Origin of the sequence: Psychrobacter sp. UBA3962 (assembly GCF_002385225.1) — a bacterium.
In the GTDB taxonomy this organism is placed as follows: Bacteria; Pseudomonadota; Gammaproteobacteria; order Pseudomonadales; family Moraxellaceae; genus Psychrobacter.
Genome location: NZ_DGDC01000048.1, coordinates 1 through 17496, shown reverse-complemented (window position 1 = coordinate 17496; position 17496 = coordinate 1). Strand labels below are relative to the sequence as shown.

The following is a 17496-nucleotide window of genomic DNA, read 5'->3' as shown; positions in this document are numbered from 1 at the left end:
TACTCATGCTCACCTTAATTCAAGACAATCAGCAGCTGACTTTGTTAATAAGCTTGATTGTATTCGTCATGGTGTTTTTATGGACATTACAGCACTCCGCCATTGCTTATGGGAATAAACTGCAGGCACGTCTGTTTGAGTACGGTAGAGCGTTAGCAACAAAGTTTGAGATAAAACAGAGGCTGGCTAAATTTAAAGTGAGTCACCCTAAGCTATATCACTTCTTCTGGCAGCGACTGCATATTGAGCATTTTTATGGACTGCCGCTGACTGCTCTGGTTTTGGTGATGGGCTATGTATTATCGCTATTTATCGGACTGGTCGAAGATGTGGTTATCTCAGATTCTATCGTGGCGATAGATCACTTTGTCTCGCAGCAGATGAGTGTGCTGAGTGATTCTGTGGTCATCGACTTTTTTATTTTAATTACAAGTTTAGGCTCTACACCGACCACTGCCTTAGTCATACTATTAACCTCAATATTATGTTGGATGATCGCTCAACGTTACTTAATTGTGGGTCTGCTCATCGCTACGATTGGCAGTACCGCATTTACTTACTTAAGTAAATTGCTGTTTCAACGGGACAGACCGTTAGACATTCTATTGCTTGAGCAAACCTACTCATTTCCTAGCGGTCATGCGACGATTTCAATTGCGTTATATGGTTTTGTCGCTTATCTAGCAGTTCGTTTTGGTAAGCAGTTTATCACCAGTCGCCGTAAAACCACCCACTTCAGGGGGTGGATATAAGGCGACACACACTGTCGTAAGAAGTCGTTAAAGGGTTGTAAACTAAAATTAATCTTGCGATACTAAGCATATGAAAACCCTCAAGCTACGCATTAAAGACAAACACATAAAAGAGCTGAATCAGCTAAGCGGTTCAGTGAACTTCGTGTGGAACTATATTAATGCACTTTGCTTTGAGCATCTAAAACGTACCGGTAAGTTTTTTAGTGCTTATGATCTAAGTGAGTATACCAAAGGTAGCGGTGAGTATTTAGGATTACACAGTCAAACACTGCAAGCTATCAATGAGACTCACGCCAAGGCCCGAAAACAATTTAAAAAAGCCAAGCTTAGCTGGCGTACCAATCGTCCTGATGCCAAACGTAAATCACTGGGCTGGATACCTTTTAAAAAGTCTGCTATCAAATACCTAAGCACAAGACAAACGGGAAAGAAAGCACTTAAATCAACCCTTCAATTATCACTATCTAAAGGTCAAAAGCTCATCATCGATGTATTCGATAGCTACAACCTCAGCCTATATCAAATTAACACGCTTGAGATAGTACAAGACAGCCGTAATCGTTGGTATGCCTGTATTACTGTTAAAGACTACCCCAAACAAGAAAGTGGTAAGGGCAGCGTTGGTATTGACTTAGGTTTAAAGGAAGCTGCTACTACCTCAAATGGTGACAAGCTAATTATTAAGCAAACGCAAAAATGGGCGAATAAATTAGCAGTAGCCCAGCGTGCTAAGAATAAAAAGCGTGTTAAAGCAATCCACGCCAAAATCAAAAACACAAGATTAGACTTAATTCATAAATTCACCACCCAATTAGTTAAGGATAATGCCTTAATTGTGGTTGGTGATGTTAAATCACGCTCATTTACAACTAAAAAAACCAAGCTCGCTAAATCGACATACGATGCAGGTTGGTTTGAACTTAAACGACAACTGGAATATAAATGCAAGTATGCAGGTTGTCAGCTTGAGATAGTAAATGAGAGTTACACTACCCAGACCTGCTCGTGCTGCCATAAAATAAGTGACAGTAGTCCGAAAGGTAGAGCAGGCTTGCGAATAAGAGGATGGGCTTGTGCTGAGTGTGGCACATGGCATGATAGAGATATCAATGCTGCTAAGAACATCCTTGCGGTCGGGCTTGACCGTCTAGATGTAGGAATCCCCTCGGTTTAGCGAGGGGAGGAAGTCAATACTCAAATACGCGTTGTGGCACTGACGGTTTTTTTATGTGTTTTGATTGGTCTAAGCCGGATTGTGTTAAATGAGCACTATTTAAGTGATGTGATGGGCGGATACCTAGTCGGAACCTTATGGCTGACGGTAGCCATTAGCGTGATGGAGTGGCTCACTGCAAAAGATAAGATTAATTGGGAGGTTACTTGGACAAGCTCTCGGGTTTATTTTGTGTGGTTTAGTGTCCTAAGTGTGCTTATCGCTACCGTCATTTATGCCAATCTTTCTCAGTTTCCTCTTTTGCAGTAATGGGGTGTTGTTTATTTTTAGGCTAACTAATCTTTTACGTTATAACCATACCTAGCACCGGCTTCATCAATATCGCCAGTATAGTTATGACAGGCTTGCAGGTACAACGTAACATCAGGATAGTCCGCACCTGGAATAACACCATATTTACCTCCACCAATTGGTAAGAGATAACCCTCTTTATTTGGCTTACTAGAGATATTGGGCCGCTTTAGTGAGCAGTTGATATACATAGTATAAAATTCATGCTCCCAAGTTGTCTTTTTTGACTCCCACCCTCTGTAACCATTAATCGCTTTCAGTTTTAACTGTGTATAACCCGGCTTCTTCTTGATTATCTGAGTGCTCATGATTCTCGTTACCGAGCAAGGATCATGATAACAAGACATAGAGGTTGCGCCTTTTTGCATACCTTTGTGGTTAAATTTGGGAGTAGCCGCAGTAGTTTCTATTGAGAACAAAAAAGCGGGAAACAATAAAAGAGTAACTATTTTAGTCATATGTATACCTCTCGAACTGTTCTTTATGATGCTTACTGATAAGCATACTCATTAGAATCAAAGTCAAAAGCATCTTCGATTTCGATAAGCTCTTCAGCTGCTGTTTGTGAAGATGTATTACTAAGTCTTAATATGAGACTTATTGCTAATAAAATATTAAAAACCAGTTGTAATAACAAATCAAATTAATTGCATTAGATATAATTGATTAAGTAATACGTAATAATGCGTGTTTTTAATAGTTAATATAGCAGTCAATTTAATACTCTAAATTACTCATTAGGAAAGGATTCCACAATGAAAAACAAACTAGCCGCAGGGATAGCCTGCTTTATCGCAATGGCCGTATCCGGCTGTTCTGATAATACTCCCGCCGCTTCAAGTTCAGACGAAGTAACCACCCTTCGATTCTCACATTTTATGAACGCCAACGATAATATCAATACCGAGGGTTTTGAGCCGTGGGTCAAAAAGATAGAAGAAGAGTCAAATGGCCGATTAAAAATTGAGATTTATCCTTCGGCGACTCTAAGCAAGCCTGGAGCGACTTATGAGGCTGCAGCAAAAGGCACGGTTGATATTGGTATGCAGGTGCAAGGTTACACTGCAGGGCGCTTTCCTTTAACTCAAGTAGTAGAGTTGCCAGGTATTTCTAATACTGCCGAGCAGCAAACTTGTATCTTATATGAACTATCTCTGCACACGACAAAAAAACAAAAAAGTCTGTTAAAGCAAAGGCATAATAGTAATTTTTAAGACGAATCAGACCATGCCAAACTTTAACAGACTTAGTGAAACTTTAACCCAAAACCTGAGTATGAACAAGGCAAGAATCACATGTTTGAGCCTAATGATAATAGCCCTGATTACTGCTCAAAGCAGTAATCTTAAAAAAAATAGCAAGACACCTCCCTAAGGGTGGCAAGACCGACAGTCACTATCGCAGACTACAGCGATTTTTTGCCGAAGCGAGGATAGACTACGATCAATTAGCTTTAATGATATATCGACTATTTGGACTAGGCAAAGTCACCTTAACCGTTGACCGCACCAACTGGAAATGGGGTAAAAGTAACCTCAACATCTTTATGCTAGGGGTGGTATATAAAGGGATAGCCATCCCCTTATACTGGCAAATGCTAGATAAGCGAGGTAATACAAACCATCTTGAACGCTGTGAACTTATTGAGCGGTTTATCAAACAATTTGGCAAAGATAACCTTGAGATGATAGTAGCGGACAGAGAGTTTGTTGGCGAAAAATGGTTTAACTGGCTTACCAATAATCACATACCCTTTGCCATACGGATTAAGAAGAACAGTAAAGTTAGGAATCATCATGGCAAGTTGGTACAGATTAAAGAATTATTGCGCCATGTTAGCCATCAAGAAACATATCGACATGGGCGAATACTGACTGTCGATGGTTGTTTGGTTCGAGTACTTGCCAAGCGTGATAAAGGCTATGGTTTAGTGATTGTCGCAACCAATCAACTAGAAACAGTGGATGCGATGACAAGCTATGCTAAGCGTTGGGAAATTGAGACTTTATTTGCTTGTCTAAAGGGCCGTGGCTTTAATCTTGAAGATACCCACTTAACCCATCTTGATCGAGTCAGTAAATTAGTCGCAGTGAACGCCTTAGCATTTTGTTGGGCTTATCATGTCGGTATTTATAAAGACAAAGATAAGCCGTTAAAGCGCAAGTTGAAGTCAAACGCTCGACCTCAAGCCAGTTTGTTTGCGCTTGGTCTGGATGTATTGATTGAAGGTCTTCGTTTGGTGTTTTTTAACAATGATAAGACTGTACTTCGACAGTTAGTTAGCTTTTTAACCCCTAAACCTATGAAAATCCGGTGGGGATGATTTTTTTTTCGTGTGCAGAGATGAACTATATAATGACGGTGCTATTGCTAGTGAGTATGAAGATACCCATTTATTGTCGTTAATGGGTTCAGGGCAGGGAGCATTACATACGGCGGACAAACCTATTCGGACACCTGAAGATATGAAAGGCATGCGTATTCGTCAGCCTTCTGTGGTGGCAAGTCATGTGATAGATGCTATTGGTGCTGCACCTGTAGGTATGCCGGCAAGTGATGCTTATACTTCCTTGCAGCGTGGCGTCATTGATGGACTAGCATTCACTTGGCAGCCTATTCAGGCATTTAAGTTAGACGAGCTGCTCAGTCATCACACAAATATTCCTTTTTATAACTCTACCTTCGTTATAACCATGAATAAGGACAAATACAATAGTCTGCCTGATGACCTAAAGAAGGTCATAGATGACAACTCTGGAGTCGAACTATCCAAACGTATTGCTAGAGTCTTTGATAAAAGTAATGAGGCGGCAATGGCAGCCGCAAGAGACAAAGGCGATACTATGATTGATATTCCAGATCCTCTAAATGATGCCAACTGGAAAGAGCCTTTGCTTGAGGGTACTCAAAGATATCTTGAGGAGCTAGAAGGACTTGGCTTGGATGGAGAGGTGGTTTATGAGAAAGCCAAAGAGGCTAGCATAGCCTGTAAAGTTTAAAAAATAATTTATATATTTTGATGTTTTATATAGTAAAGATAACCTTAAAGATTTGAACAAGGATTGGTATAGCTGTTAATATATATCTGAAAAAAGTAGAGTACAAAAACACAATAACCTAACTCGGAGAAAAAAATGATTACCCATGTACCTGATGTAACTTTTAAAACTCGTGTTCGTGACGAATCTATCGGTGGTGAAAACCCATTCAAATGGTATGATCTAACCACAGATGAGTTATTTGCCAATAAAAAAGTAGTTGTGTTCTCACTACCTGGTGCCTTTACACCAACGTGTTCAACCAGCCATTTACCTCGCTATGAAGAGCTTTATAATGAGTTTAAAGCGTTAGGTGTTGATGAAGTTGTTTGTGTTTCTGTTAACGATGCCTTTGTTATGTACCAGTGGGGCTTAAAACAAGGCCGTGAAAACGTTTTCTTACTTCCTGACGGTAACGGTGAGTTCACTCGTAAAATGGGTATGCTAGTTGAGAAAAGCAACCTTGGCTTTGGTATGCGCTCATGGCGTTATTCGATGTATGTCGATAATAAAGAAATCAAAAAAGTATTTAGTGAGCCTGGTTTCGATGACAACTGCCCAACTGACCCGTTTGAAGTGTCGGATGCAGATACTATGTTAGAGTACTTAAAAAGCCAGAAGTAAATCAGATTAATTTTTGATAAATAAAGCTCTAATTATTATGAAACTGCGTTGTCTTTCACTATAAAGGCAACGCAGTTTTTTTAGTTCTTTATAAGAGGTTTTTTTGATACTCTTATGCCTCATTTACTCATCCGAGCCCTTAAACCTAAGTAGCCGTAATGCATTAAGAGTTACCAAAACCGTAGCCCCTGTATCGGCTAAAACAGCGATCCATAATCCTGTGATACCGAGTATGGTTGTAATCAAAAACACACCTTTTAAACCTAGCGCAAACACAACGTTCTGATGGATGTTTCTCATAGTCGCTCGTGAAAGCTTTATCAGATGAACGACATCGATAACACGACTTTTTAGCAACGCAATATCTGCAGTTTCCATCGCAACATCTGTGCCACCGCCCATTGCAATACCAACATCAGCCGTTGCCAGAGCAGGGGCGTCGTTAATTCCATCACCAACCATGGCTATTTTATTATTGCTTCTCATACGACTAAGCAGGTTAAGCTTATCTTCTGGCAATAGTTCAGCTTCCCAATCTACTTGTAAATCACTTGCCAGTGCTTTAGCGGTGAGCTTATTGTCACCTGTTAGCATGACAGAGCGTATTCCTAATGTTTTAAGTTCGGCTATTGCGGCTTTAGAATCTGCTCGTAGCTCATCACGTAAGGCAACTAGCCCCAATACTTCATGGCTACCTTCATCAATTAAAACAGAAACGGTCTTACCTTCGTTTTGGAGCGTTTCAATCTGTGCTTGCTGTGATGCAGCAATGACGGTCTCGTTAGCAGCATAAACAGGAGAGCCGATAGCGAGAGTACGCTGATTTACCGTTGCATGGACCGCTTTACCGGCAGTTGCGTATGAGTTTGAAGCAGCGGGTATAGCGACATTAAAGGCCTTGGCATGATCGACAATAGCTTTGGCTAGGGGATGGCTTGACCCGTATTCAACAGCAGCAAATAATCCGAGTAGCTCACGCTCGCCCTCAGTGCTTAAATATCGTTCAGTCAATCCAACAACGTTGGTAACCTTAGGCTCACCTTCGGTTAGAGTGCCTGTCTTATCAAAGGCAATGGTATCGACTTGACCAATAACCTCTAGAGCACTGCCGCCTTTAATCAGTAAACCGCGCCGAGCACCCACAGCAAGTCCTGAAGCAATAGCTGCTGGAGTAGACAGTACCAGCGCACAGGGACAGGCAATAAGTAATAGAGCAAGACCACGGTACAGCCAGGTCATCCATTCCCCGCCCATAAATAATGGCGGAGCAATAATGATTAGAGCAGCGATGCCCATGACGATAGGGGTGTAGTACTGGCTAAACTTCTCAATGAAACGAGCTGTTGGCGCTTTAGAGGCTTGAGCCTGTTCGACAAGCTCAATGATGCGCGAGATGGTATTGTCCTTAGCGGCTTTCTCAACTTTAACCTGAATGACACCATCAAGGTTTACAGAGCCTGCAAATACCGTATCACCAACTGCTTTATGAATAGGCACCGATTCACCCGTAATAGGGGAGTCGTCAATGCTTGATTCACCCTGCGTGATCTCACCATCAGCGGATACTCTGTCGCCAGGACGAATCAAAATAAGGTCATTCACCTTTAGGGACGAGGCAGCAACTTCATGCTGTTTGCCTTCTGAATCAATTCTAATGGCATTTTTAGGGATTAGATTCGTTAACGCCTTGATGCCGGCACGAGCGCGATCTGCTGCCACACTTTCAAACAGCTCACCCACAGAGAATAAAAAGACAACGGCGGCGGCTTCTTCTGCCTCACCAATAATCAGGGCACCAATAGCAGCCACTGACATTAACATTTCAATTGAAAAAGGTGTGCCTGTCTTAGCTAATGCCCATGCTGTGCGGACAAAGGGAGTAACGCCCATAATAACAGCAAGCGCAAAAACCCAAGTGCCATAGCTTAGGAAGATAAGTGAAAACACGTAGGCTGCACTCATCAAAGTGCCGAGAACAACCACCTGCTTTCCTTTTTTAGACTGCCACCAGTGCTGAGCTTCTAGTGAGTCGTCAGTCATACTAGAGGTATTGTGCGACTCTGAAACTTCAGTGATGTCAAAGCCTAAGCTTTTAATTGTTTTCTCGACATCTTTGGCTGTTGTCTTAGACTCAGGGTCTAAGGTTAAATCAAGCTTTCTAGTCGCAAAATTTAACTGAACATCAGATACACCAGACATACGGCTCAATGCAGATTCAATTTTACCGACACAGCTAGCACAGTCCATACCATCAACATGATATTGCATACAATACTCCCCTATAATTAATGATATTATGAACCCTGAAGTGGCTATAGGGTCAAGGGCTATTATTGTCAGTTTTAAATTAGGAGAGTGGTCATGGTAAGTGCTGAGTCAATAAAACCTGAACCAATGAGAATCGGTGTTCTTGCAGAAAAGACAGGTGCGACTGTAGAGACGATTCGTTATTATGAAAAAGAAGGGCTTCTACCAGAACCATTTCGAAGTCAATCCAACTACCGTATATATAATGAAAGTCATGTCGAAAGACTGAACTTTATACTCCGTTGCCGCACACTTGATATGACATTAGAGGAAGTAAGAACCCTACTTGGATATTGGGATGAGCCAAATAAGGAATGCAGTGAGGTAAATAACTTATTAGATGAGCACATTCGTGCAGTTGAGCAGCAGATTGAACAGCTAAATCATCTAAGGCAGCATCTAACAGAGCTACGTCAAAAATGTACAACGGGGTCACTAGCCGAATCGTGCGGCATACTTAATACTTTGGCGGATAGCACTCATGGTTAATTTATGATTGATGTCCTCAAATACAAAAGCCACCTAATGGTTAAAAGGTGGCTTTTAAAATATGAGGTACAGATATAGTTATGAAAGGGTTTATATAGCCTAATTAGTACTTCGCATCCCAAACAATATCTCTATATCTATCTGCATTAGTATCGCCTTCAGAACTAAATACTAAAATTACGGAATCTTCATTTAATCCTAATTCTTCTACAAGCGCTTTGTTTGAGACATCGCTACAGAGCTTATAAAGCAATCCGAGTGTGACCGCTCCTGACTCGCCACTTACTACTTTAGGGTCGTTTTGTAGAGGGTTGCCCAGTACTCTCATGCCCGTCGCTGTAACACCGTCATCCACTGAAGCAAAGTAGTTGCTACAATCTCTCAAAACTTGCCAAGTTACTGGGTTAGGTTCACCACATGCTAAACCTGCCATAATGCTGTTTAGATCGCCGGTAACATTTACGATATCACCTTGTGCACTCGTTCCTGAGCGATAAATACAATCAACGGCTTCTGGCTCGGTAATGATGGTGTTGAAGTTGCCAGCACCAAGTTTGTCGATGAGATAGCCAAGCACACCACCAGCCATTGAACCCACTCCAGCTTGAAGCATCACATGAGTTGGCTTTTCGTTGTAGTCGTCCCATGATTGTTCGATAGCTTCATCAGCCATGGTCATATAGCCTTGAGCAATCCAAGTGGGTATTTTTGTATATCCATCCCATGCCGTATCTTGAACAAGGATCCAGTCATTTTCTTCGGCTGTCTGATTTGCTAGACGGACAGTATCATCATAGTTTACATCAGTCACAATACACTCAGCACCAAGACCGCGGATGCGCTCAACACTTATGTTTGATGATCCTTTGGGCATATATACGACAGCTTTTTGCCCCATTTCTCTTGCTGCCCATGCGACGCCCGTACCATGGTTTCCAGCTGTTGCAGTTGTAAACGTTAATGGTTTGTCGAGCTTAGACGACACTATTTTTAAATCAATCTCTGATATATCAGTACCGATGTACTCAGCCAATAAGCTAACCAAAGCATAGGATCCGCCCAAAACCTTGAAGGCGTTAAGGCCAAAGCGATGAGACTCATCCTTTACTAAAATAGATTTGACACCGAGCCTCTCTGCTAATCGTGGGAGTGAAACTAGAGGTGTAGGTTGGTAGCCATCAATTTGAGAGTGAAATTCTCTTATTTTTTTAGCTAAACTCGCATTAAAGAGTGGTGACTTTTCACCTGTATAAAAATTATTTTCAGATATTTTTAGCATAGTGTTCTCTTAGCAATAAGGCTGCTTTTGTATTGATTATAGTGTGCTATAGCTTATTTAATATAATCTACTTCAACCCACAGTTTTCAGCAACTTACCAAAGAGTATAAAAAATGGTGAGATCGATACTTAGGCATATTTTAAACGCCCATAAAAAAAGGCTTACCGAATGCTACGGTAAGCCTTGAATTAAAATATGGTGGGCCCAGTAGGACTTGAACCTACGACCAAAGGATTATGAGTCCTGTTAATCGCATCAACAATCAAAAACAATTATCAATGACGAGCAATATATTTTGGCTTTAATCCCTTTGTTTACATAGGTTTAAATAAAATATTGTATGGGCAAGACAACAATGAGCAATATGTAACAACAAATTTCGAGTACATAAAAAGTATATAAAACAGCAAATAACGATGAGCAACAATGATTTTATAACTGAGATTTGCGGTGGCACAGGTGTGCGATTATGAAGGTTCGGTTGAATAATGCATTAGTTAGGCATACAAAAAAAGCCAGCAGTACGCTGACTTTTTTCATATGGCTTCATACATTTAAGCTGTCTGATGGTGTTCGCCATTAGCAATATATTCGTCTAAATACTTTTTGAGATATCTAATATGCCCCCCAATCTTACTATATCGAATTGCTTTTGGCTTATGCGATCGTAGGTATTGTAACGTGCTTGAAGACTTGCCCAGGTAGGCCGCTGCATACTCTGGAGTGAATGGTGCCTCTGGCGGTGCGTACATCACTGCTATGCGCATTTGTTCAATCTCTTGAGCCGTGTATTTAGCCCATGGTTTACGTGCAATCATTTCAACTCCTTAATATTTTTTGCCACCGTCTTTTTTACGGTTTTCAATTTTGTGATCAACGCGGTTATCGTTATAATCAAGCTTATCAACAAACGCGTTGGCTAATTTCAAGTTGTGCCCACCGGCATAATCAAATATACGAATAAGAGCGTCAGCAAATTCGACATCTTCCATACCGTAGGCTGGCAAGTGATCATCTTTCAGGCCCTTGCGGTGACCTTCCATTGCTTCAGCAATCTCACTGACTATTAGCATCATCATCTCACCTTTGTTGCGAGTTAGAGGTTCACCAGTTGATAGATCAGTCCACCAGCCATTTGCTGCCGCTCGTGAGTGGCATGCATCAACAAGACTTTGTATGCTATTAGTTAATAACTCACGCTCAGTTGGGGCTTTGAACCAATTTTGTAGTTTCTCCTCAAAATGATTTTGTGCCCAATTTTTAGCACCTTCAAGGCTGATAAATCCAGTTGCAGTTTGCGGTGACTCAACTGCTTTTTCAGTAGTTGGAGTAACCTCGTTATAGTTCCAGTATTTAATTAGGTACTTACCGGTTTCCACGTTTTTCCTAATTTCATATTCAGTAAAAGGGCTGTGAGCCTTACTGTCGTTATGCCAAAATAAATCGATTGCCTTATTTGTCATATTATTTGCCTTCAATTACGTTAATCATATTATCCAGGCTGTCACAATGTAGTGCAGTCACCAAGTTGCCGTTATTCCAAGACTCTTTATTAAGAATAAGTTTTGCAATTTTCTGATAACGAGCGTCATTTTCATCGTCAAAGTGTATGGCAAAAATGCAGTTAACCTGTTTAGGCGTGTTAACTAATGCCTCGGTTTGCCTTCCAGCTACGCTCATCCTTATACCTCCCATTCATCTGAAAAATCATTAACCCTTGTTTTGTTTGTCACTACCAAGCCATCATGCACATATTGATAAATCACATAGCCGTCACTTGCGTCTAAGACCGTGCAAGTGATGTTTTTTGATCTATGTTTATATGTCATCATGCTACCCATTCGAACCAAACACTGCTTGCGCATCTTTCTTAATTCTTTTAACTCCATCGTTAGTCATATCAATCCTCCTTAAACAAAGCCAAGCTGCTGTTAACAGCTCGGCTGGCTCGACTGACTAGCCCCTTTAGACGCTCTTCATTGTCTGCCATACTCGCAAGTTCTTGTTCGAGCGCACAAACCCTAAACTCTAGCTCATCTATCTCATAAGATAGATCATGATTTTCATCTTGCAGCTTTCTGAGTTGTCCGGACTCTTCAGGATTTAAGTTTCGCTCTAAGCGGCAGGCAAGGGCATATGCTAGTGAGTCATAACCTTCATCTAATGCGAGTGCTATCAATTCAAATTCAGATGCATTAGCAAATCGGCGGTTGGTTAATAAGTCCATTTATGCCTCCTCAGTTTGAGGGCAGTCATTTACCTTGGTGAGCTTTTTATGCACCTCAGATTCGAGCACCCAACCAGCTTTTCTTCCGCGCTCATAGTTAACAGATACCACATCATTTACTATGTTTGATTTTTTGAGAGCCAGTGCAACCATTCTTAGGGTAACAACTCTTGAATGCCTAGCAGTGTATTCTTCAACTCTTACAAATTGGCCTGCTAATATTCTTTGTGCAATCTCTGCAATCGTTTGGTGATAGATCTGCTGGCTAGATAAGTCATTGATTGGCTCTAGACGTTTGCGAACAGCTTCAGCATTCTTTTTAGTCAAAAGCCTTTCATTTAGCGCGCTTTCAGTAATCCAACCAAGGTTTCGTTTGGCTTCAGTTTTTAGAGTAACGATCTCAAAGCCTTTTGATCTTAAATCTGCGGCTATCCGCGATAGGATGCAACTCATTGTTGATATTGCATAAACGCCTTTATAATCAATTGCTTTAACTAATTCCCCATTAAAAAATCTACTTTTAACCTGGCTAACCAAGTTAGTGTAATGCTCGTCTGAAAAATCAATCTCACGAGCCTTGCTCTTTGGTAGATTGCCAGCCACACTAACGATTGCCTCATGCAAATCACGTGCACGTTGTTTGTTTTTAATTTGTCTCTTTTGAATCTCCTTGGTGTTTACATTATTAAAATAAGAATCACCTTTCACTAGATTATCAGGTAGCGAATCGATTCTTCCGTTTTCTGCTAACCACTCTTCGACCACATCCACTGGTGTACCTTGACTGGCTTTAACAGCTGATAAATTTGTTTGTATTAGCATTATTAATCCCCTAATAAGATAATAAATAAGGTGCCAGTTTCTCGATACTGGCATCGGCCTTGCCCTAAGCGCTTTAAAGCCCCCATGCATTTGCATGGTCAGGAGTAACTTAGTCTTAGCTGCATGTGATTTTTTGTCAGTTAACCCCACGCTTATTAACTGCTCGCACCATCATCATGCCTTGGCGCACCGCGTAACCCAGCGGTAGGGGTGATAGGTGTGTAGCTAGCCTCCAAAGGCAGGTGCAAACGGGATATCATCATCACTGGGCCCTGGCGTTGCTGCTGCTGTCATCTGGTTGTTAAAGCTTTGTTGCTGCACTGGCTGTTGCTGAATTTGTTGGGGCGCTGCTTGGCGCTTATAGGTAGCAGGATTCTGCTGTGTTACAGGTTGCGGAGCATTTTGCGTAAACTGGTTGTGTGTAGTAGCGATACCCGCCTGACTATTCGCTTTTTCTAATGATTTTTCACTAGACTTAATCGTAGCTTCTAACACTCGAGTAAACTCATCCGGATTGGCTGGCTGGTTATTTGCCTTCTCGATGGGTAATTGTCTAGTCTTGGCATCAAAAACATTGAAAAGATTTAAGCCGCCTTTTTTAACTTCGCCTTGGTTGCTGTTAAAGTAATAATTTTCCGCTAAAAACATACCTACTTTTTTACCAACAAGTTCTGGTGCTACGAATCCGGTTCTAGTGACGTCTTTTCTAATATCAAAGTCATACTCTTGGTATTGGCCTTGAGCTTGAGAAATTGCTGGCACGTTGGCACACAATATCATCGCGTGGATTAGGTTTTCACCACTCCAATGTTCGCCAGCGCTATTGCCATAGTAAATATCTATATGAGCAGAGCTACGCTCTGAGTTGATGATATGAAGAGACAAATAATAGGTCTTACTACCATCCTGTTTCGCATTGGTCTTCCAAGCGGCGCTTTGTATTTGATATATCTCAGCGGTATTACCTGAAATATAGGAAGATTGCCCAACTTTAGCTGCTTTTGATTTATCTAAAGCCCATTGATTTTGCATTGTTTTATCCTCTTGAATTATGCAGTTTGCAATTGTTGTGATTGATCCTGAGCGGGTAGGGATCCTGTCTTGGAGATACCGTAGTATTCGCAAATTGCGTCATCTACGGCGTTTAAATCATTTGGAATAAAATCACTCTCAAACATACCCTCGGGTGATTTGACTGTGTTAAACCCATTATTTTGAGTCATAAAAAAGTGGCCATCTTCACGCACTGCTGTCTGTAAAACCATGGTTACCATGCCTTCCAATACAATTTTGTCATCAAGCATTTTTCCAATCGTTTTGATTTTAGTCCGGCCATTTTCTTCTTGGACATGAGCTAGTATGTAAATACGAGTATCATTGCTAACCTGAGTAATTGCAGTATTAATGACATTCCACGCGTTATAAGCCATTATGTTGTAGCGTTGAAATGCAGCATCACCTTTATACTGTTGATTGGCGCCTTTGATGTATTCATTGCCCATGATGTACTGAAAGTCATCAATGACAATAATGGGCGCTTTGACCTTTGGAAGTATTGAACAGATTTGATCAGGGTTATCTGTTGCTATTTTTTTGATCTCTTTATCGCCGCGAAAGGGGAGTGGCTTATTCATTACGTTGATTAAGCCGGCAAGGTTGGGATCGAGATTTTTTAGGCTGTAAGATTTACCTTCACCCGAATTACCTAGAATCATTGTCACTATCGCCATTATTTTCACTCCTATAGTTTTGCTGGTGGTCCGACTGCTTAGATTCGAGCTCTCGTTGCTCTTCTAGCATTTGTAGCCATTCCCAGTCGGCCTGTGGGGCCTGGTAATTGTCATACATAATTAATTATTGCCATTTTGTTTATTAAACTGTTTTGCTAAGTACTCATTGGCATGAGCTTGAGCCTGCTTAAATCGCACTTGTTCGCGACTATTTTCAACTGGTGCTATAGTTGTTGTGGCTATATCCTTATCAGCTTGCTTTAAAACATAAGTGGTGCAGCCTGTGATATTGCTTATAGCCCCCAAAGCGATTGCTGTGACGATTACAACCAGTAATTGCGTTGCGAGCCTTACCAGTTTCGTCGTAAGGGGCTCACTAATATCATCGCTAAATTGATCTACTTCATTACCAGCAGATAATTTGGCCGGCGAGTAACCCCAGTCTAATAAGTCATACCGGGTTAATGAGCGAATAAAGCGGCCTTGCGTATCGCATATCTCGATAGCGCCTTGCATGTCACGGTAAAAGCATAAAGTTTCATTAGCACCTAATTTATAGATAGTAGGCTTAGTTCTATCACCACGCTGTAAAAGCTTTAGAGTTTGCATATTAAGCCCCTTCAAAGAATTGGTTATTCAGATAGCTAATTAATTCATCTTTATCTGTACTAATAAGCGATAGTTGATCATCACCACTGTAATGTTGCTCAATCAGAGTTGCATCCATATCAATGACGTGCTTGTTTGTATCGACATAACCAATAAGAGTTATCGAAGAGTGCTTTGACTCTCTTAAAGTCACAATGATTTTGTCACTGAAAAAGCGCACTTGATTTTCTGTTTTGCTTAACAGCGCTTTTATGTGTTGCGCTGGCATGTTGATTTGTGTCATAATATTGACCTCGTACGTAGTAATAAGTGGCCCCTTTTGATGTGGTAGTCGAAGGGGCTTTTTAATGTCTAAAAAATGTCTAACTAGACGTTTGAATGTCTAGCTATGCTTCGCTTCCCACGCATCTGAAACTTCTGCAAATGCTTCTGCCATTTTGTACGCATCTAGTGCAAGACCTGTAGGCCAGTCGTCGTGATAAAATAACCCATCTTCACTTACTGTTCGCATTGCGTCTGCATAAATAACTGGCATTAATTGCCGGGCCATTTGATGCACAAGAATTCTTTTATTTTCATCCATTTCTTTTTCCTTTTTGATTAACACACAATAGCCACCGTTCTCTGACACTGGCGGCTTTTTTGTGTGTACTTTTTAGGATTCGTGAACATTGCGACCTACTAATATCTTCACCTGCATACCGTTTCTTAGCGTTATTTCTTGATCGCTTACTGGGTTGCCTAAACCTTCAGGTAAACTTCTTTCGGTTCTTATCACTTCGTCAGCCCAATACTCTAAGACTTTGTAAAATGGGCTTTCAGAAGTTATTTGCTCTTCTTCAGTCATATCTATCTCCTCTGGTTAACACACAACAGCCGACTACTTGAATCGGCTGTAATTTGTTAGCCTTTAATCATGTTTTTAAATAATCAAAGCATCATCGTCTGATTGCTTGTCTTTGTTGCCATGTGTTTATAATAAACAAAACGTTTAATTAGTGCAAGCGATATTTAAACAGAATGTTGATATTTTTTAAACATATTGAATTTTAAACACAAAAAAACCGCCCTCAAGGCGGCTTCATTCACATCATTTTGTGACTTTTCTGCTCATTTACTCTTTTTTCCTGAATGGCAGAAACAAAAAAACCGCCACTATGGCAGTTTAGTTAACTTATAAATCTTCATCCAAATGTTTTATTTAGTGCTTTTTAGTATCACCAGCAATCTTATCCATTAAAGCAAACAATAGTCCAGATAAAACGAATGTCATATGTATGACAACCTTCCACATTAGTCTATTAGCGTCACCATCACTTATCTGGTCAGGTATATTCATAAACGATTTGAGAAGGTCAATTGCAGAAATAGCAACAATGGCACTAATGACCTTTAGTTTTAAACCAGAGAAATCAATGGTTCCCATCCAGCCCGGACGATCTTCATGGTCTCCTGTATCAATTTTTGAAACAAATATTTCGTACCCACTAAATACAATAATAAGTAATAAGCTGGCCACTAGTGCTATATCTATTAAAACTAATGTGCCAACAATCACATCGGCTTCGCTAGCAGTGAATACATGCGTAGTGATATACCAGATTTTTTGAAAAAACTTTATGAAAAGAAGAATAATTCCTATTATAAGCCCTAAATAAAATGGAGCTAACAGCCAGCGACTGTTAAATATAGTTTTCTCTAGACTTTGCTCAGCCCTCTTAGGCATATGTGTCCTCTTTTTTGATTCATGATTCGATGGGTTTTTTAATTTTAGCAAATGTACTGCTGGCAAGTCATTAACTTTAAGAGGATGAAAAACCGCCACTGGAGGCGGACAAAACTCTTCAAGTAATTATGGATAAAAGAAGGGCTTAATGCTATGGTTTGAGACTGCTTTATTTCATTATTAAGGTGGTAATTTATGAAAGTTTGGTCAGCACTACTTATCTCTATGCTGATGATGGCGCCAGTAATGGAAGCGAATGCTCGTAACTATCCTTGCTCTAAAAGCATGGGTGGGGTTTCGCATTGTAAAGACGGTAAGTTTGTCTGTAAAAATGGCAAAATTAGTGTAAGCATCCGACCAACCC

Annotated in this window: 23 protein-coding genes; 8 read left to right on the top strand and 15 right to left on the bottom strand. The window is 40.7% G+C overall.

The features are described 5' to 3' along the window. Positions 1 to 5 precede the first annotated feature (5 nt). The 3 genes from B3S92_RS11210 (at position 6) to B3S92_RS11200 (ending at position 2238) form a co-directional block, all read left to right on the top strand. Positions 6 to 752 carry a phosphatase PAP2 family protein gene (locus B3S92_RS11210; RefSeq protein ID WP_296206128.1) on the top strand — a complete coding sequence of 249 codons (747 nt, stop codon included), beginning with the start codon at positions 6 to 8 and terminating at the stop codon, positions 750 to 752. A gap of 70 nt (positions 753 to 822) precedes the next feature. Next, positions 823 to 1929 carry an RNA-guided endonuclease InsQ/TnpB family protein gene (locus B3S92_RS11205; RefSeq protein WP_296206125.1) on the top strand — a complete coding sequence of 369 codons (1107 nt, stop codon included), beginning with the start codon at positions 823 to 825 and terminating at the stop codon, positions 1927 to 1929. A 33-nt stretch (positions 1930 to 1962) separates the two neighbouring features. Then, on the top strand, positions 1963 to 2238 hold the full coding sequence (locus B3S92_RS11200; RefSeq protein ID WP_296206123.1) for a phosphatase PAP2 family protein: 276 nt from the start codon (positions 1963 to 1965) through the stop codon (positions 2236 to 2238). A 26-nt stretch (positions 2239 to 2264) separates the two neighbouring features. Here the strand turns inward: B3S92_RS11200 and B3S92_RS11195 are convergent, their stop codons facing one another. Then, positions 2265 to 2738, bottom strand: coding sequence for a hypothetical protein (locus tag B3S92_RS11195; RefSeq protein ID WP_296206120.1), 474 nt, complete (start codon positions 2736 to 2738; stop codon positions 2265 to 2267). Positions 2739 to 3035: 297 nt separating this feature from the next. On the opposite strand from B3S92_RS11195, the gene B3S92_RS11190 reads away from it, so the two are divergent. The 4 genes from B3S92_RS11190 (at position 3036) to B3S92_RS11175 (ending at position 5942) form a co-directional block, all read left to right on the top strand. Beyond that, entirely contained in the window at positions 3036 to 3494 is a 459-nt protein-coding gene (locus B3S92_RS11190) for a hypothetical protein (RefSeq protein ID WP_296206118.1), read from the top strand. 113 nt (positions 3495 to 3607) lie between these two features. After that, positions 3608 to 4603 (top strand): IS4 family transposase, encoded by a 996-nt coding sequence (locus B3S92_RS11185; protein WP_349678964.1) that lies wholly within the window; start codon positions 3608 to 3610, stop codon positions 4601 to 4603. Between the two features lie 10 nt (positions 4604 to 4613). Continuing rightward, positions 4614 to 5279, top strand: coding sequence for a TRAP transporter substrate-binding protein (locus tag B3S92_RS11180; RefSeq protein WP_349678963.1), 666 nt, complete (start codon positions 4614 to 4616; stop codon positions 5277 to 5279). Positions 5280 to 5414: 135 nt separating this feature from the next. After that, entirely contained in the window at positions 5415 to 5942 is a 528-nt protein-coding gene (locus B3S92_RS11175) for a peroxiredoxin (protein WP_077449307.1), read from the top strand. Positions 5943 to 6065: 123 nt separating this feature from the next. On the opposite strand, the gene B3S92_RS11170 is transcribed toward B3S92_RS11175, so the two are convergent. Further along, entirely contained in the window at positions 6066 to 8210 is a 2145-nt protein-coding gene (locus tag B3S92_RS11170) for a heavy metal translocating P-type ATPase (RefSeq protein ID WP_296206111.1), read from the bottom strand. Between the two features lie 93 nt (positions 8211 to 8303). Between B3S92_RS11170 and cadR the strand changes: the two genes are divergently transcribed. Then, on the top strand, positions 8304 to 8738 hold the full coding sequence (gene cadR, locus B3S92_RS11165) for a Cd(II)/Pb(II)-responsive transcriptional regulator (RefSeq protein WP_296206108.1): 435 nt from the start codon (positions 8304 to 8306) through the stop codon (positions 8736 to 8738). 103 nt (positions 8739 to 8841) lie between these two features. Here the strand turns inward: cadR and dpaL are convergent, their stop codons facing one another. The 13 genes from dpaL to B3S92_RS11100 form a co-directional block, all read right to left on the bottom strand. Next, a complete protein-coding gene (dpaL, locus tag B3S92_RS11160) occupies positions 8842 to 10017 on the bottom strand; it encodes a diaminopropionate ammonia-lyase (protein WP_296206105.1) in 1176 nt (391 codons plus the stop codon). Between the two features lie 555 nt (positions 10018 to 10572). Beyond that, the gene (locus tag B3S92_RS11155) at positions 10573 to 10836 is read right to left on the bottom strand and encodes a helix-turn-helix domain-containing protein (RefSeq protein ID WP_041773326.1); all 264 of its coding nucleotides are present in this window, start codon (positions 10834 to 10836) and stop codon (positions 10573 to 10575) included. Between the two features lie 9 nt (positions 10837 to 10845). Next, positions 10846 to 11481, bottom strand: coding sequence for a hypothetical protein (locus B3S92_RS11150; RefSeq protein ID WP_296206103.1), 636 nt, complete (start codon positions 11479 to 11481; stop codon positions 10846 to 10848). 1 nt (position 11482) lies between these two features. Next, positions 11483 to 11698 carry a hypothetical protein gene (locus B3S92_RS11145; protein ID WP_296206099.1) on the bottom strand — a complete coding sequence of 72 codons (216 nt, stop codon included), beginning with the start codon at positions 11696 to 11698 and terminating at the stop codon, positions 11483 to 11485. Between the two features lie 220 nt (positions 11699 to 11918). Then, positions 11919 to 12245 (bottom strand): hypothetical protein, encoded by a 327-nt coding sequence (locus tag B3S92_RS11140; RefSeq protein WP_296206097.1) that lies wholly within the window; start codon positions 12243 to 12245, stop codon positions 11919 to 11921. Then, positions 12246 to 13067: a hypothetical protein gene (locus tag B3S92_RS11135; RefSeq protein ID WP_296206094.1), complete on the bottom strand. Its 822-nt coding sequence runs from the start codon at positions 13065 to 13067 to the stop codon at positions 12246 to 12248. A 225-nt stretch (positions 13068 to 13292) separates the two neighbouring features. Continuing rightward, positions 13293 to 14099: a hypothetical protein gene (locus B3S92_RS11130; protein ID WP_296206092.1), complete on the bottom strand. Its 807-nt coding sequence runs from the start codon at positions 14097 to 14099 to the stop codon at positions 13293 to 13295. 17 nt (positions 14100 to 14116) lie between these two features. Next, positions 14117 to 14797, bottom strand: a complete 681-nt coding sequence (locus B3S92_RS11125; protein WP_296206090.1) for an ATP-binding protein — start codon at positions 14795 to 14797, stop codon at positions 14117 to 14119. Positions 14798 to 14917: 120 nt separating this feature from the next. After that, the gene (locus tag B3S92_RS11120; RefSeq protein WP_296206088.1) at positions 14918 to 15406 is read right to left on the bottom strand and encodes a hypothetical protein; all 489 of its coding nucleotides are present in this window, start codon (positions 15404 to 15406) and stop codon (positions 14918 to 14920) included. Between the two features lies 1 nt (position 15407). Further along, positions 15408 to 15689, bottom strand: coding sequence for a hypothetical protein (locus tag B3S92_RS11115; protein ID WP_296206086.1), 282 nt, complete (start codon positions 15687 to 15689; stop codon positions 15408 to 15410). Positions 15690 to 15788: 99 nt separating this feature from the next. Then, complete coding sequence (locus B3S92_RS11110) at positions 15789 to 15989, bottom strand: hypothetical protein (RefSeq protein ID WP_296206085.1); 201 nt, start codon at positions 15987 to 15989, stop codon at positions 15789 to 15791. A 72-nt stretch (positions 15990 to 16061) separates the two neighbouring features. Further along, entirely contained in the window at positions 16062 to 16253 is a 192-nt protein-coding gene (locus B3S92_RS11105) for a hypothetical protein (protein ID WP_296206082.1), read from the bottom strand. 354 nt (positions 16254 to 16607) lie between these two features. Continuing rightward, complete coding sequence (locus B3S92_RS11100; RefSeq protein ID WP_011960590.1) at positions 16608 to 17132, bottom strand: TIGR00645 family protein; 525 nt, start codon at positions 17130 to 17132, stop codon at positions 16608 to 16610. Between the last annotated feature and the right edge of the window lie 364 nt (positions 17133 to 17496).